Below are 15592 nucleotides of genomic sequence, written 5' to 3'. Positions count from 1 at the left end.
TCGCGTAGCGGCTCGTCGGCCCGATCGGGTGTCCGGCAGGGCGCGGCTGTGAGGTACTGCGATCGCAGTGTCTCGCGGGAGTGGGTCGATGACGCGGTGCGGCTGATCGAGGCCGATGCGCAGCGCAGTGCGGATACTCATCTGTTGCGCTATCCGCTGCCCCCCGAGTGGGGTGTGCGGCTGTATCTGAAGGACGAGTCCACCCATCCGACCGGCAGTCTGAAGCATCGGCTGGCCCGGTCGCTGTTCCTGTACGCGATCTGCAACGGCTGGGTGCGTGAGGACACGACGATCGTGGAGGCGTCGTCGGGTTCGACGGCGATCAGCGAGGCGTATTTCGCGAAGCTGCTGGGGCTGGACTTCGTCTCGGTGGTGCCGGCGAAGACGTCACCGGAGAAGATCGCGCTGATCGAGGCGCAGGGTGGTCGCTGTCATTTCGTCGAGCGCGCGCCCGACATCTACACCGAGGCGGTCCGGCTGGCGGCCGAATGCGGCGGCCACTACATGGATCAGTTCACCTACGCCGAGCGGGCCACCGACTGGCGCGGGAACAACAACATCGCCGAATCCATCTATCAGCAAATGATTTTGGAGACGCATCCGATTCCGGACTGGATCGTCGTGGGCGCGGGGACGGGTGGCACCAGCGCCACCATCGGCCGCTACATTCGCTATCGCCGCCATGCCACCAGGCTGGCCGTGGTCGATCCGGAGAATTCCGCGTTCTACGGCGGCTACGAGGTCGGTGACGCGGATTATCAGACGGGTATGCCGTCGCGGATCGAGGGGATCGGCCGACCACGGGTCGAGCCGTCGTTCGTGGGGCAGGTGGTCGATCGGATGATCGAGGTGCCCGATGCCGCGTCCATCGCCGCGTGCCGGCATGCGGGTGAGGTGCTGGGGCGTCGGGTCGGGGGATCCACCGGAACCAATCTGTGGGGCGCCTTCGCTCTGATCGCGGAGATGATCGCCGCCGGCCAGGAGGGCAGTGTGGTGACACTGCTGTGCGACGGTGGGGATCGTTATGCGGGAACGTATTTCAACGACGAGTGGGTCGCCGCTCAGGGGCTGGATCTGACCTCGGCGCACGGCATTCTGGCGGAGTTCACCGACACCGGTATCTGGCGGGGCTGACTCCGCATCGCACGAGCTTTCGCTCGCGGAGAACATCGCGAATTGTCAATTTTCATTGACGCGCTCCGGATGTCAACGTAAATTGACGTACATGAGTGAGGCAACCACGCTGGCAGCCGCCGCCGGAAGTCCGGACCCGCAGGTCGGGCTGCGGGCGGTATTGGCTCTGCGGCGCTTGCTCGAGCGGTTGGAGGCGATTCAGGTGGCCAATGCGCGCAAGCAGGGCTGGTCCTGGCAAGCCATCGCCGACGCGCTCGAGGTGAGCCGGCAGGCAGTGCATCAGAAGTACAACCGGAGAGGCGGAATTCGCTGATGTTCGAACGATTTTCCAAGGCGGCGCGGTATGCGATCGTGGCAGCACAGGAGGAAGCCCGCGAATTGCGTTCGCCGCAGATCGATGTCGAGCACCTGCTGCTCGGTGTGCTGTCCAGCCGGGATGACGGTATTCGGAAGATACTGACCGACAACGGAATTACCGCCGAAGAAGTGCGGGACCGTCTGATCGTGGGGGAGGCGGACGAACCGCTCGGCGCGGACGACGCGGCCGCGCTGAAGTCGATCGGCATCGATCTGGACGCGGTACGGGACAGTGTGCAATCCACCTTCGGTGAGGACGTGTTCGAGGAGCCGACGCCGGTGGAGAAGGGCCGCAGCAGATTTCGGTTGGGCGGCACGATGAACTTCGGTCACATCCCGTTCTCCAAGGATGCCAAGAAGGCCCTGGAGCTGTCGCTGCGCGAGGCGATTTCCCGCGGAGACAACGGTATCCGGACGGGGCATGTGCTGCTCGGTATCCTGCGCGCGGCCAATCCGACGACCCGGGAACTGCTCGGCGGCACCGAGGGGATGGACCGGGTGCGCACCGCCACCCATGAAATCCTCGATCGCGCCGCGTGATGGGCAGGTCGGCAGGCGGGAGCCCGGTGTCGCTTCGAAGGGCGCTCTCGCGCGTCGAGGGTGCGGCGTGCCGGGTCCGGGGCGGTGCGGCCTGTCGCGCCTGCCGGGCGCGCGCGAGCGGGCGGCCTTCGCCCGGCCGGTAATAGGGCTCGCCCGCCGTTAGCATTGCCGCATGGCTCTTGTGCTTCGCCTGGCGATCAACGCTCTCGCGATCTGGCTCGCCGCAGCTTGGATCGGCGGAATCGAACTCCATGACCCGCCCGACTCCGGTACCGGCGGCAAGATTGTGGTCGTGGTCTGTGTCGCGGTCGTCTTCGGACTGGTCAACGCGCTGATCAAGCCGATCGTGAAATTGCTGTCACTACCGCTGGTGATCGTGACACTGGGCCTGTTCCTGCTGGTGATCAACGCGCTGATGCTGTGGCTGACCGCCAAGATCACCGAGACCACCGACTACGGCCTGCGGATCGACGGGTTCTGGGCGGCGCTGGGCGGCGCGCTCATCGTCACGGTGGTGAACTGGGTGCTCGGGATCTTCGTGCCGGAGGGCGGCCGGGACTGAGTCCGGCCGGGCCGGGCTCAGCCGAGGCTGAGCGCCAGCGCGGTCAGTAGCGACCAGGCCAGCATGGCGAGGCCGGTGTCGCGGAGCGAAGGAATCAGGCCCGGCCCCTGCTCGCCGCCCCGCACCGGGGCGTTGGACCGGACGGCCAGCGGAATCGCGATCAGTCCGGCCAGTGCCCACGGGGTGCGCACCACGAGTACCAGCGAGGCGATGAACGGCACCAGCATCAGCACCAGATGCAGAGTGCGGGTGCGGGTGTCGCCGAGTTTCACCGCGAGGGTGGTCTTTCCGGTCACCGAGTCGGTGGGGATATCGCGCAGATTGTTGGTGACCAGTACCGCGCTGGAGAAGGCGCCGACCGCGACGGCGCCGACCAGGCCGGCCCACTCGATGCGCTCGGCCTGGACGAACTGGGTGCCCAGCACCGCGACCAGACCGAAGAAGACGAATACCGCGATCTCGCCGAAACCGCTGTAGCCGTACGGCTTACTGCCGCCGGTGTAGAACCACGCGCCGGCCAGGCAGGCGGCGCCGATCAGCAACAGCCACCATGCGGTGGTGACGACCAGGATCAATCCGAAGATCGCGCCGACCCCCAGGCAGGCGATCGCCGCACCGCGCACCGCGGCGGGGCTCGCCAGCCCCGAACCGACCAGGCGCAGTGGGCCCACTCGTTCGTCGTCGGTACCGCGAATGCCGTCGGAGTAGTCGTTGGCGAAGTTCACGCCGATGATCAAGGCCAGTGAGACCAGCAGGCTCAGCAGCGCCTTCCACCACACCGCGGCATCCAGCGACGCGGCCGCGCCGGTGCCGACGAGGACCGGGGCGATCGCATTGGGCAACGTCCGCGGACGGGCGCCTTCGAGCCATTGTGCAGCACTAGCCATGTCCGGCAGCCTAATGGTGGTGGCCCGGAGGCGGCAGCGCAGTGTCACCTCGGAGGGCTTCACCATTGGGCTCGGACGACACTGCCTAATGGTGGTGGCCCGGAGGCGGCAGCGCAGTGTCACCACGGAGGGCTTCACCATTGGGCTCGAATGGCACTGCCTGATGGTGGTGGCCCGGAGGCGGCAGCGCAGTGTCACCACGGAGGGGCGACGGTGCGGCGGGCTCGCAATCGGAAAGAATATTGCGATATATCGGAGTAAACTCCCGGATGGCGGTGCGCTCACTGCACCCGTAAACCACTCGACCGGCCACTTACGATTGCGATGGCATGTTTTCTGATCACAGCGGCTCCGCGGATGCCGGCACGCACACCCGACCGGACGGCCGGGCTTCGGTGCTGTCCGGGATCCGGGTGGCCGTCCTCGGTGAGATCGCCCTGCGCCGGGACGCGGATCTGGTCGCGGTGCCCGGCGCCCGAGCGCGATTACTGGTCGCCGCGCTGGCCGTGCAGCCGGGACGCAGCCGCAGCGCACCGGCCCTGATCGACGACATCTGGGGCGACCAGCCCCCGCGCGCCCCGATGAACGCACTGCACACACAGGTCTCACGCCTGCGTTCGGCGCTGCCGGAGGGGGCGCTGGAAATCGGCCCCGCCGGCTATCGGCTGTTGATGGACTCCGATCAGGTCGATCTGAGCATGGCCCACGCGCTGGAACGGCAGGCGCGGCAACGGCTCGATCGTGGCGACAGCGCCGGCTGTCTCGACCATGTGCTGCGTGCCCGCGGACTGTGGCGAGGGGAGCCGGGCGCCGACCTGCCGCCCGGCCCGGTCGCCGACGAGGTCGGTGAGCTCGCCGCGGCCCGCGCATCGGCGCTGGACGGTCTGGAGCTGGCGGCGCGGGAGGTGGCCGGGGACATCGGCGGCGCGTTGCGGGTGGCACGGCGGTCCGCGGCGGCCGAACCTCTCGACGAGCCCGCCCATGCCACCCTGATGCGACTGCTCGCCACCGATGGCCGCGCCAATGAGGCACTCGAGGTTTTCGCGGGTCTGCGGAGCCGCCTCGGCGAGGAGCTCGGTACCGATCCGGGACCCGCGCTGGTGGCACTGAACACCGCGATTCTGCGCGGCGATCACACGGTGGAGGCACCGCAGACGCGCCCGGTGCCGTCCGGGGCACAGCGGGTCTCCTCCGCACAGCACGCGCTGGTGCCCGCGGTCGACATCCGGGCCGAATCCGATGCGACGCTGCCGAACACCGCCCTCGGTCTGCGGGCGGCGCCGAATCCGCTGCTGGGCCGCGAGAACGATCTGCGGGAGCTGGACAAGCTCGTTCAGGAGTTCCGGGTCACGACGGTGCTCGGCCCGGGCGGTACCGGAAAGACCCGGGTGGCGAACGAGCTCGGGGCGCGGGTGGCGCGCCGGCAGCCGGTCGCACTCGTCGAATTGGCCTCGCTGCGTGCCGATTCCGAGGGCACCGCGGCCGAGCGGCTGGCGATGACCTGCGCCGAGGTCGAGAATGCGATCGGTGCGGTACTCGGTGTCAACGAGTACACGCGGGAGACCAATGTGCTGCGCCGCAATCAGACCGTCGACGGCAGGCGCCGGTTGCGCGAGGCCCTGTCCCTGCGTCCGATGCTGCTGATTCTGGACAACTGCGAACACCTCATCGATGCGGTGGCCGAGGTGGTCGCCGATCTCGTCGGCGGCTGTGAGCAATTGACCGTGGTCGCCACCAGCCGGGCCCCGCTGGCGATCACGGCGGAGACGGTATATCCCCTGCCGCCGTTGGCCATCGACGCGCACGGATCTCCCGCGACCGAATTGTTCGTCAGCCGGGCGCGCGCGGTCCGGCCCTCGGCGCGGCTGGATCCGGAGGTGGTGGCGCGGCTGTGCCGGACCCTGGACGGCTTGCCGCTGGCGATCGAATTGGCCGCCGCCCGCGTGCGCGCGATGAGTGTCGAGGAGATCGAGTCCCGGCTCGACCATCGATTCGCCCTGCTGCGTTCGGGGGACCGCAGCTCACCGGAACGCCATCGCACCCTGCACGCGGTGATCGAATGGAGCTGGAATCTGCTCGAGCCCGATCAGCAGATCGCCTTGCGGCGGCTGTGCCGGTTCCCGGACGGGTTCACCTTGCGCGCCGCGGAATTCGTGGCCGGTGGGCCGGATGTGCTCGACGCGGTCACGGCGGTGGACGGTCTGGTGGGGCAATCACTGCTGACGGTGCTGGCCGACGACGATGCGATCGACACTCGCTACCGAATGCTGGAAACGGTCCGCGAATTCGGCGAGGAGCAGCTGGCCGTCGCCGGTGAGGCGGATCTGGTGATGGACCGGATGTGCGGCTGGGCACGGGAATTCGTCTACGACGCGGTGTGCGAGTATGAGGGACCCGAGCAGGTCCGGGCGGTGCTTTCGGTCGCCGCGGAACTCGACAATCTGCTGTCGATACTGCGCCATGCCATCGACAACGGCGATTCTCGCACCGTCTATTCGATTTTCGGGCCCATCGCCGTGCTGTGGGTGATGCGCGGCGCGCACATGGAGTTGATGAACTGGGCGCCGCGAGTGGTGGCGGTGCCGCCACCGTCCGGTCCTCGGACGCCGGGTGCGACCGATCTCGAAATGCAGGCGTACGTCTTCCTCACGATGCATCTGGCATTCGCCGAGGTCGGCCTGCGGCCCATTGCGACAATCCGGATGCGCGCCCGGCGCCTGCTCGCCCGCGACGACCTGCGCCCCGCCCTGCGCTTCCTGGCCGAATTGCTGTGTTCGCCCATCGATCTGGGGCGATCGATGCGGCGACTCGCGGCCGGTACCCACGCCGAGGACGATCTGACCCGGTCGCTGGCCCTGTTGATCCGCGCGAACCTGCGGGAGAACGCCAGCTACATGGAGGGTTCGATTCGCGATGCCAAGCAGGTTCTCGCGATCGTCGAGGGAAGCGATATCTGGGGTACGGCGATGTGCTGTCAGCATCTGGGCCAGATGGCATCACAGGCGGCGCGCTACGAGGAGGCGGTGGGCTACTACCGCCGCGCCGCGGAACTGATGCAGGAGCTGCGCTGCTACGAGGAGAGCGTGGAACTGTCCAGCTTCCTCGCGATTTCGATGGTCGGCACCGGACAGCTGACCGAGGCACGCCGGGAACTGGAATACGCGCTCGGCATCGTGGACGACGGTGTCGGCATGGACGAGCCGGTGAGCGCGCCCAACCATCGCAAGGCGGCGGTGGTCGCGGGACTGGCCGAGCTGGACCTGGCGGAGGGACATGTCGAGCGTGGACTGCGTGCCTTCCGGCGCAGTCTGGAGCTGTTCGGCTGGCCGATTTCGAACGCGGGCCCCGGGCCGGGCGACATCATCATCGCGTCGGCGGGGCTGGATGCCCACATGCTCAACGATGCCGTGCACGAGGTTCCGGACCTGCCGATCGAGATCGTGCGGGCGGCCGCCGACCGGCTGACCCAGTTCATCGATCTGCCGCAGATCGGCGGGGCGGCGGGTGCGCTGGGCTCCTATCTGATCCACACCGGCCGGAGTCCGCGGATCGGTGCGGAGTTGCTGGCGATAGCGCAGAAAGTCGTGGGGCGCCAGGACTATTCGTCGATGCGCTGGAGCCGTCATCTGGGTGCGGCGACCGAGCGGGTCGGTGCCGAGGTGATCGAAGCGGGTCAGCAGACCGTTTCGGGAATGAGCCGGCACACCGCCGCGACCCGGTTCCTCGCGATGCTGCCGGAACTCGAGCACCTGCTCGGCGAATAGTCTGGTCCCGGCTCGGTGGCCGGTGGTATCGGTGCGGATCGGATCCGCGAAGACGACTGCCCGCCGGGCACTTTCGTGACCGGCGGACAGTTCCGAGCGGGGGTGTGCGGACTAGGCCCGGCGCATGTAGGCCCGGATGGCCAGCGGGGCGAAGATCATGATCACCACGACCGAGCCGACCAGGCACCACAGCAGATTGCTGCTGTAGACGTTGCCGTTCATCAGTTCGCGGCACGAATTCACCATGTAGTACACGGGGTTGGCCTTGTTGATGGCCTGTAGCCACCCGGGCATGGTGCTGACGAGTGCGAACGCACCGGACATGAAGGTCAGCGGGAACATGATCATCATCGAGATGCCCTGTACCGCCGAGGCACTCTTACCGGTGACGCCGACCAGCGCCCAGATCCAGCTGACCGCGAACGAGCAGAAGATGACGACCGCACCGGCGACGACGACACCGAGCACACCGCCCCCGGGGCGATAGCCGAGGATCAGCCCGACGACGACGGTCAGGGTGGTGGCCAGACCGTAGCGCACCATATCGGCGACGAGTGCGCCCGCCAGGGCCGAAACCCGGGCGATGGGAAGGGATTTGAAGCGGTCGAAGACGCCCTTGTCCATATCCTCACGCAGCTGGGTGCCGGTGACGACGGAGGTCAGCACGACCGTCTGTACCAGGATGCCCGGAATCAGCACCGGTAGGTAGGCCTGCACACTGCCGGCGAAGGCGCCGCCGAAGATGTAGGCGAACAGGGCCGTGAACAGGATCGGCTGGATCGTGACATCGAACAGCTGTTCCGGATTGTGCTTGATCTTGAGGATGCCGCGATAGGCCATGGTCAGCGAATTCGCGATCGTCTGACGCAGTGAGATGTGGTTGCTGACTTCGGGGATCGGGACCCGGGCCGCATGCCGGCCGGTGGCGGCGGGTGCGGGCAGTGTTGTGGTCACAGTGTGTCCTTCGAGTGTGGTGAGCGGAAGTGTCAGGCCGCGGAGGTGGCGGAACCTTCGGCGGGGGAGTCGGATTCGGCGCCGTGACCGGTGATGGCGAAGAACACCTCGTCCAGGCTCGGCTTGCTGACGGTGATCTCGTCGACCCGGATATCGTTGTCACGCAGGCGGATCAGCAGGTCGGCCGTGACGCTCGGATCGCTCAGGGGCGCGGTGACGCGTCCGGCCTCCGGGGTGATGCTGGCGTCGACCAGCTTGCCCTCGGCGCGCGAGAGGAATTCGCCGATCACGGTGCGGGCCAGTTCGATCCGCGCGGTGTCGGCGACGGTGATCTGCAGGGCCGATTGGCCCACCGAGGCCTTGAGCTCGTCGGAGGTCCCGTCGGCGATGACCTTGCCGCGGTCGATGACCGCGATCCGGTCGGCCAGCTGATCGGCCTCGTCCAGATACTGCGTGGTCAGCAGCACCGTCGCGCCCTCGCGGACCAGGCGGCGGATGGTCTCCCACATCTGGGCGCGGGTTCGTGGATCCAGGCCGGTGGTGGGTTCGTCGAGGAACAGCAGCGGCGGGGTGGCGATCAGGCTGGCGGCCAGATCGAGCCGGCGCCGCATGCCGCCGGAGAAGTTCTCCAGGGGTTTGTTCGCGGCCTCGGTGAGTCCGAATTCCTCGAGCAGTTCGACGGATTTGCGCTTGGCCTGGGTGCGGCTGAGCCCGAGCAACCGGGAGAAGATCATCAGATTCTCGGTGGCGCTGAGCTTCTCGTCGACCGAGGCGTACTGTCCGGTGACGCCGATCAGTGAGCGGACCGCGGTCGGCTCGGCCACGACGTCGTGGCCGAAGATCCGGGCCCGGCCGCCGTCGGGGCGCAGCAGGGTGGCGAGCATGCGGATGGTGGTGGTCTTGCCGGCCCCGTTCGGGCCGAGCACGCCGTAGACGGCGCCCTGCGGCACCGCCAGGCTCACACCGTCGACGGCCCGCTGCTCCCCGAAGACCTTGACCAGCCCGTCCGCCTCGATGGCGAGTGCTTCAGCAGGTGCGTAAGAAGTCATGCCACAACTGTGCGGGGCCGGTCTTGCACCCGGCTTGCGCCGCTGTTGCGTGACCGCGCAAGAGCGCTGTCGCGGCCGCCGCTACGAGCCGGTCGACTCCGGAGCGGACTGCTCGAGCAGCTGTTCGCGCAGCCGCATGCGGTTCGGTTTACCCGGTCCGCGCATCGGGATCTCGTCGACGATCGCGAGCTCGCGCGGTGCGGCGATCGGATCCAATTCGGCCACCACGTGGGCACGCAGTTCGTCCAGGGTGGGCGTGGTTCCCGGATTCGGCACCACCGCGACGGCGACCCGCTGACCCAGACGGGTATCCGGCAGGCCCAGCACCACCGCCTCGTTGACCGCCGGGTGGGCGGCCAGCACGGCCTCGACCACCTGCGGGATCACCAGGAGTCCGCCGGTCATGATGGCCTCGTCCAGCCGTCCGCTGATGGTCAGCACGCCGTCGTCGAAGGTGCCGGCGTCCTCGGTGCGGAACCAGCCGGGTTCGGCGAAAGCGGGATGGTCGGGGATGCCGCGATAGCCCTTGGCCAGCATGGCGCCGCCCAGCAGCACCCGCCCGTCCTCGATCCGCACCTTCGCGCCGTGCAACGGCACGCCCTCGTAGACGCAACCACCGCAGGTCTCGCTCATGCCGTAGGTGCGGACCACGTTGATGCCGGCCGCGCGAGCCCGGTCGAGCACCGGCTTGGGGGTGGCCGCGCCGCCCACCAGCACCGCGTCCAGCACCGCCAGCGCCTGGAGGCCGACCGGATCGTCGAGGGCCTTGATGAGCTGGGTCGGCACCAGCGAGGTGTACTTGCGCGGACCGGTCATGCCCGCGACCGCGGTCGCCAGTCCGCCGGGCAGGAATCCGCCGGAGACGTCGAGTACGACCGGTTCGGTGCCGGCCTGGATACTGCGCAGCAGCACCTGCACGCCGGCGACGTGATAGGTCGGCAGGGCCAGCAGCCACTGTCCGGGGCCACCGAGACGCTCATGGGTGGCGTCGCCGCTGGCGCGCAGTGCGGCCGCGGTGAGCATCGCACCCTTGGGCACGCCGGTGGTGCCGGAGGTCGTAACCACCAGTGCCACATCGTCATCGATCGACTCGCCCGGGCGCAGTGCGCTGGACAGTCGATGGGACTCCCGGCGATCGCCGGTCGGGATCGGCAGCCACGCCGGGCCGTTGCCCTCCAGTGCCGCACGCAGGTGCGGCATGATGTCACCCACCGCGGCTCCGGTGGGCATGGGGAGGGTCCGCAGGGTGGTGCTCACGTTCGCGATGGTGTCATGTCGATGTCGTCGACCCGTGAACGGGTCTGCACTTCCTTCACTGAATCGAAGGGGAAGGTCAGTCCGACGTCGGTGTCGCCAGCGGCCAGCCACCAGCTGCAAGGTGAGATGCCACTCGAGCGATATCGTCCTCGCCCGGCAGCTCCTTGGCAACTCGGGCGATGGCATCCTCGATCTCGTGCTGAGCGATCTCGTCGTCGCCTGCGCGTTCGCGGACCAGCTCCTCGACGACCAGATGAACCTCGTAGTCGGTGAGCCGCCGGTGCAGGACGGCGAGCAGTGCGACATAGTCCGACTGGGGCACACCCTGCGGATATCCGGCGCGCAGCCAGCCGAGGACCTTCTGCAGTACCGACGGTGTCGCCTCGGTGGATTCGGGTTGCTGTGGTGATGCGGATTCGGTGGTCACGATGTCCTCTCAACCGAACAGATGAATGCCGAGGCGTGCGGCCAGAAAATCCTTGGCAACGAACAGCACTCCGGCGATGACGGTCAGCAGCACCACCGCGTAACACAATCCCGCACCCGCGGCGACCACACGCCGGCGGGCCGATGCGGGCTGTGGCGCATCGCCCGCGATCGAGTGCAGCGCCACGCCGAGCGCGAAGATCGCCGGCAGTCCGGCACCGAAGATCAGTGCCGCGAGGGTGACGCGCCACAGTTCGGACAGATCATCGAGCAGGGTGTGCATCAGAGATTCCTAGCGGTGTGGCGCGATGGCCGGGATTCGTCGCGGACGGTCGGCACGGTGGGGCCGCCGGGGCGATCGGTTCCGGTGGCCGGGCCGGAGGATGATCCGGTCCCGGGTCGTCCGTCCACGTCGTCGTGGGGCGGACCGGACGTGGTCTCCTCGGCGCCGGGTCCCGACTCGGTGCCGGTGGGACGCGGTGCGTCGGTCTCGCCCGGAGCCTCGGCGGTGGTGCCGGGCCGGGGCATCGCGGTGACGCCGGGACCGGGTGCGGTGGGCGTGGAATCGGCGGCGGTCGCCCCGGCGTGCTCCACGCCCGGCAGATTCGTCCACTGCTCGTTCACATTGGCCGCGTGCACGGGGGTGCGGCGCGAGCGCAGATAGATCACTCCGGCGAGCACGATCAGGATGGCGAAGACCACCAGCACACCGGGCAGTCCGCCGACACCGTGCGCGATGGCCCAGCAGATCGCGCCCACGACCCCGGCCATCGGCAGCGTGAACACCCACGCCACGACCATGCGGCCCAGGACCGACCAGCGCACCTCGGCGCCGGGCCGCCCGATGCCGGTGCCGAGGATCGCGCCGGTGACCGTCTGGGTGGTCGAGAGCGGCAGGCCGAAGTGCGCGGAGGTGAGAATGATCGCGGCACTGGTGGATTCGGCCGCCAGGCCCTGCGGCGGGGTGATGTCGACCAAACCCTTGCCCAGTGTCCGGATGATGCGCCAGCCGCCCAGCGAGGTACCCGCGGCGATGGCGATGGCGCAGGCCACGATCACCCACAGCGGCAGCTGATCCGACGGCTTGGCGGATCCGTAGGCGATGAGCGCCAGGAAGATGATGCCCATCGTCTTCTGCGCGTCGTTGGTGCCGTGCGCCAGCGAGACCAGCGAGGCCGAACCGACCTGGCCCCACCGGAATCCGCGGTTGACCACCTGCTGATTGCTGCGGCGGGTGATCCGGTAGATCAGCCAGGTGCCGATCGAGGCGACCAGCGCCGCCACCACCGGGGCGAGCAGCGCGGGCACGATGATCTTGGTGAGCACACCCTTGTGCCCCGCCGACCAGATCACCCCGCTCCAGCCCAGCGCCGCGACGGTGGCGCCGATCAATCCGCCGAACAGGGCATGCGACGAACTCGACGGCAGGCCGAACAGCCAGGTGAGCAGATTCCACAGGATGCCGCCCACGAGTCCGGCGAAGACGATGGTCAGCAGGTCCGCGCCACCGACCTCGTCGAGCCGGACGATGCCGTCGGCGACGGTGGCGGCGACCTCCACGCTCAGGAAGGCGCCGATGAGATTCAATCCGCCCGACAACAGCACCGCGGTGCGCGGTCGCAACGCGCCGGTGGCGATCGAGGTCGCCATGGCATTGGCTGTGTCGTGGAAGCCGTTGGTGAAGTCGAAAACGAGAGCCGTGACGACGACGATGAGCAGAACGAACAGTTCGGCGGTCACCCGTTAAGTGTGCGTTATCGATCCGTTAACGCGGTTGGCAGGTTGCCGAAATGTCCGACCGAGCGGGATGGTAAGGCGGCTTCGGGTGGTTTGCGAGGATGCCGCATCAGCCCGCCGGCGTGCGGGAATCCCGCCGCAGGGGGTGATCGCCGGGCACCTCGACCAGCACGATCGGGACATCGTCCGGATCGCGCAACCACATCTCGATCAGACCCCACGGCTCGCGCACCGGAGGCCGATCGATCGGAACACCGCGCAGTGCCAGTTCCGTGGCCGCGATCGAGGCGTCGCGCACCTGCAACCACACAGCGCCCGCGAACCCGGTGGGCGCCTTCCGATCGCGTCCGTGCGCGGCCACCTCGAGCAGGGATTGCCCGGCGAAGAAGACCGTGCCGCCCGGATACTCACGGGCGATCGCCAGCTCGAGTGCGTCCCGGTAGAACGCGAGCGTGCGTTCGTAATCCGCGGGCCGCAGGATGATTCGGCTGCTGAGGATGTCCACACCTCGACCCTAATCCCGCCGGACCGCGCGTCCGGCGGGATGTGAGCCCGAGATCCTCAGAAGTGGTACGGGTACGGCGACCAGTCCGGCTCCCGCTTCTCGAGGAATGCGTCGCGGCCCTCGATCGCCTCGTCGGTCATATAGGCCAGGCGGGTGGCCTCACCGGCGAACAGCTGCTGACCGACGAGACCGTCGTCGGTGAGGTTGAACGCGTACTTGAGCATGCGCTGGGCCTGCGGGGACTTGCCCAGGATGTCGGCGGTCCACTCCAGCGCCTCGTCCTCGAGCCGGTCGTGATCGACGACCGCGTTCACCGCACCCATGTGATGCATCTGCTCGGCGGTGTAGGGGCGGCCGAGGAAGAAGATCTCGCGGGCGAACTTCTGGCCCACCATCTTCGCCAGGTATGCGCTGCCGAAGCCGCCGTCGAAACTGCCCACATCGGCATCGGTCTGCTTGAAGCGGGCGTGCTCGCGGCTGGCCAGGGTCAGATCGCACACCACGTGCAGGCTGTGCCCGCCGCCCGCGGCCCAGCCGTTGACCAGTGCGATGACCACCTTCGGCATGAACCGGATCAGCCGTTGCACCTCGAGAATGTGCAACCGTCCGGCGCGCGCCCTGTCGACGGTGTCGGCGGTCTCGCCGTCCGCGTACTGGTAGCCGCTGCGGCCGCGGATGCGCTGATCGCCACCCGAGCAGAACGCCCAGCCGCCGTCCTTGGGACTGGGCCCGTTGCCGGTGAGCAGGACCGCGCCCACATCGGGCGACATCCGCGCGTGATCGAGCGCGCGGTGCAGCTCGTCGACCGTATGCGGGCGGAAGGCGTTGCGTACCTCCGGGCGGTCGAAGGCCACCCGGACGGTGCCCTGCTCGACGTGCCGGTGGTAGGTGATGTCGGTCAGGTCCTCGAACCCCGCCACGGGCTCCCAGAGTTTCGGATTGAACGTCACCCGAGCATCATGCACCCCGGCTTGCTCCGGTCGGTCGTCCGTGCCGGTGCCGATCGCCGAAAATGTGATGTTCGTCCGTTCCGCCCGCGTATCGGCACACTACCGACGAGTTGGGTTGGACAGTGTAAGAACTGGGGATACCGTGCTGGCATGAGCGAGCGTAGCGAGCGACCGACCGACACAGCCGAGCGCAGCGAGCGAACGAGCGACACAGCCGAGCCCTCGCTCGTGCCGGAGCGTAGCGGAGGCATGAGCGAGCGTAGCGAGCGACCGAGCGACGCGGGCGAGCGAGTGGAACCGGCGATCGACACCAGTGCGATCGACGGTGACCGGTACGACAAGCACGGCGGGTTTCCCAAGGTGGTCGAGGCCGAGCCGGGTGAGAACTACGCGCCGTTCCTCGAGGCCATGCGCACGCTGCAGGACCTCACCGTGTCTGCCGATTGTCCGGACGAGGTGTTCGGCCGGGCGCTCGAACAGGCCAACGCGCTGATCGACCTGCTCGAGCCCTACCGCGCACCGGAACTGCAGGGTCCGTCCGGCCGGATTCCGTCGCTGCCGGGCCGCGGCAGCCTGCTGCTGCCGCCCTGGGTGATGACCGAGGCGGGCCCCACCGGGGTGCGGATGCGCGGTGAGTTCCGTCGTTTCCACCTCGGTGGGAACAACGCTGTACACGGAGGTGTGCTGCCGCTGCTGTTCGACGATCTGTTCGGCTCGCTCGTGCACTATGCCGGGCGGCCGATCAGTCGTACCGCCTTCTTGCACATCAACTACCGGAAAGTGACGCCGCTGGAGACTCCACTTACGGTTGAGGGCACTGTTGATCGGGTGGAAGGGCGGAAAACTTTCGTTTCCGCGCGGCTGCGTGACGAATCCGGTACGTTGCTCGCCGATTGTGACGGACTGATGGTGCAGTTGCTGCCTTGGCAGCCGTGACGGGTGAGGACGGTGTGCCCGCTGCGTCCGGTGCGTATAGTTACCCGCGCTCGCTCATCGAAAAACTATCCGGAGGAACCTGAAAGTGGTTGCAGCACTGTCTGAATCCCTGCTCGATGACGCCAAACGCCCGGCCTTCCTGGCCGACGCCCAGGAAGTCCTGGATGCGGAGGTGTCCGATAAGGGGGGCGCATCGGGCCTGGCCGTGAAGGGCGGCTACGCCGCGGTGAAGAAGGTCAGCCCGACGATCGTCTCGGACGCGCTGGAGTCCTTCGCGCCGAAGTTCGTCGAGCAGCTGGAGCCCTACTGGGCCCAGTACCAGGCGTCGGGTAATGGCTCATTCGCCGATCTGCTGGTCGCGAACTCCGACGAGGTTGCCGAATCGCTGCTCGCGGTGACCGACTCGCGTGCCGACGCGTCCTCGCGCCCGGCGCTGAAGAAGGCGTACTCCTCGCTGCGTTCGTCGGCGAAAAAGCATGTGACCGAGGCGCTCCCGCGGCTCGGCGAGCTGGTTCAGCGGCACGCCGGCTGAGT

Annotated in this window: 16 protein-coding genes; 7 read left to right on the top strand and 9 right to left on the bottom strand. The window is 68.0% G+C overall.

The annotated features are described in order from the left end of the window. Nucleotides 1-48 precede the first annotated feature (48 nt). The 4 genes from AB0L57_RS26470 to AB0L57_RS26455 all read left to right on the top strand — a co-directional run bounded on the left by AB0L57_RS26470 (nt 49) and on the right by AB0L57_RS26455 (nt 2593). Nucleotides 49-1134: a PLP-dependent cysteine synthase family protein gene (locus AB0L57_RS26470; protein ID WP_364967688.1), complete on the top strand. Its 1086-nt coding sequence runs from the start codon at nt 49-51 to the stop codon at nt 1132-1134. A 91-nt stretch (nt 1135-1225) separates the two neighbouring features. Further along, nucleotides 1226-1447, top strand: a complete 222-nt coding sequence (locus tag AB0L57_RS26465; protein ID WP_025353045.1) for a helix-turn-helix domain-containing protein — start codon at nt 1226-1228, stop codon at nt 1445-1447. Continuing rightward, complete coding sequence (locus tag AB0L57_RS26460) at nt 1447-2031, top strand: Clp protease N-terminal domain-containing protein (RefSeq protein WP_364967428.1); 585 nt, start codon at nt 1447-1449, stop codon at nt 2029-2031. Before AB0L57_RS26465 ends, AB0L57_RS26460 begins: the two co-directional genes overlap by 1 nt. Nucleotides 2032-2203: 172 nt before the next feature. Then, entirely contained in the window at nt 2204-2593 is a 390-nt protein-coding gene (locus tag AB0L57_RS26455) for a phage holin family protein (protein WP_364967425.1), read from the top strand. Between the two features lie 17 nt (nt 2594-2610). Here the strand turns inward: AB0L57_RS26455 and AB0L57_RS26450 are convergent, their stop codons facing one another. Beyond that, nucleotides 2611-3480, bottom strand: a complete 870-nt coding sequence (locus AB0L57_RS26450) for a 1,4-dihydroxy-2-naphthoate polyprenyltransferase (RefSeq protein ID WP_364967422.1) — start codon at nt 3478-3480, stop codon at nt 2611-2613. A gap of 329 nt (nt 3481-3809) precedes the next feature. On the opposite strand from AB0L57_RS26450, the gene AB0L57_RS26445 reads away from it, so the two are divergent. Beyond that, nucleotides 3810-7244: a BTAD domain-containing putative transcriptional regulator gene (locus AB0L57_RS26445; protein WP_364967419.1), complete on the top strand. Its 3435-nt coding sequence runs from the start codon at nt 3810-3812 to the stop codon at nt 7242-7244. Between the two features lie 111 nt (nt 7245-7355). Here AB0L57_RS26445 and AB0L57_RS26440 read toward each other — a convergent pair whose 3' ends face one another. From AB0L57_RS26440 to AB0L57_RS26405, 8 genes are all read right to left on the bottom strand, one after another. Next, nucleotides 7356-8198, bottom strand: coding sequence for an ABC transporter permease (locus AB0L57_RS26440; RefSeq protein WP_364967416.1), 843 nt, complete (start codon nt 8196-8198; stop codon nt 7356-7358). Between the two features lie 32 nt (nt 8199-8230). Then, nucleotides 8231-9247: an ATP-binding cassette domain-containing protein gene (locus tag AB0L57_RS26435; protein ID WP_364967412.1), complete on the bottom strand. Its 1017-nt coding sequence runs from the start codon at nt 9245-9247 to the stop codon at nt 8231-8233. A gap of 81 nt (nt 9248-9328) precedes the next feature. Continuing rightward, nucleotides 9329-10477: an o-succinylbenzoate--CoA ligase gene (menE, locus tag AB0L57_RS26430; RefSeq protein ID WP_364967685.1), complete on the bottom strand. Its 1149-nt coding sequence runs from the start codon at nt 10475-10477 to the stop codon at nt 9329-9331. A gap of 103 nt (nt 10478-10580) precedes the next feature. Continuing rightward, complete coding sequence (locus AB0L57_RS26425) at nt 10581-10871, bottom strand: DUF3349 domain-containing protein (protein ID WP_364967682.1); 291 nt, start codon at nt 10869-10871, stop codon at nt 10581-10583. A gap of 69 nt (nt 10872-10940) precedes the next feature. Then, nucleotides 10941-11213, bottom strand: coding sequence for a hypothetical protein (locus tag AB0L57_RS26420; protein WP_364967410.1), 273 nt, complete (start codon nt 11211-11213; stop codon nt 10941-10943). Then, a complete protein-coding gene (locus AB0L57_RS26415; RefSeq protein ID WP_364967407.1) occupies nt 11213-12670 on the bottom strand; it encodes an inorganic phosphate transporter in 1458 nt (485 codons plus the stop codon). The genes AB0L57_RS26420 and AB0L57_RS26415 overlap by 1 nt, the downstream gene beginning before the upstream one ends. 106 nt (nt 12671-12776) lie before the next feature. Further along, a complete protein-coding gene (locus tag AB0L57_RS26410) occupies nt 12777-13172 on the bottom strand; it encodes a VOC family protein (protein ID WP_364967405.1) in 396 nt (131 codons plus the stop codon). A gap of 56 nt (nt 13173-13228) precedes the next feature. Continuing rightward, entirely contained in the window at nt 13229-14122 is an 894-nt protein-coding gene (locus AB0L57_RS26405) for a 1,4-dihydroxy-2-naphthoyl-CoA synthase (RefSeq protein ID WP_364967403.1), read from the bottom strand. Nucleotides 14123-14371: 249 nt separating this feature from the next. Between AB0L57_RS26405 and AB0L57_RS26400 the strand changes: the two genes are divergently transcribed. Next, the gene (locus tag AB0L57_RS26400; RefSeq protein WP_364967400.1) at nt 14372-15058 is read left to right on the top strand and encodes a PaaI family thioesterase; all 687 of its coding nucleotides are present in this window, start codon (nt 14372-14374) and stop codon (nt 15056-15058) included. 85 nt (nt 15059-15143) lie between these two features. Beyond that, on the top strand, nt 15144-15590 hold the full coding sequence (locus AB0L57_RS26395; protein ID WP_364967399.1) for a hypothetical protein: 447 nt from the start codon (nt 15144-15146) through the stop codon (nt 15588-15590). Nucleotides 15591-15592 lie beyond the last annotated feature (2 nt).

It is taken from the genome of Nocardia sp. NPDC052254 (assembly GCF_040679495.1).
Taxonomy (GTDB): domain Bacteria; phylum Actinomycetota; class Actinomycetes; order Mycobacteriales; family Mycobacteriaceae; genus Nocardia.
Note: the sequence above shows the minus strand (reverse complement) of the source record. Positions and strands in the feature narration are given on the sequence as shown.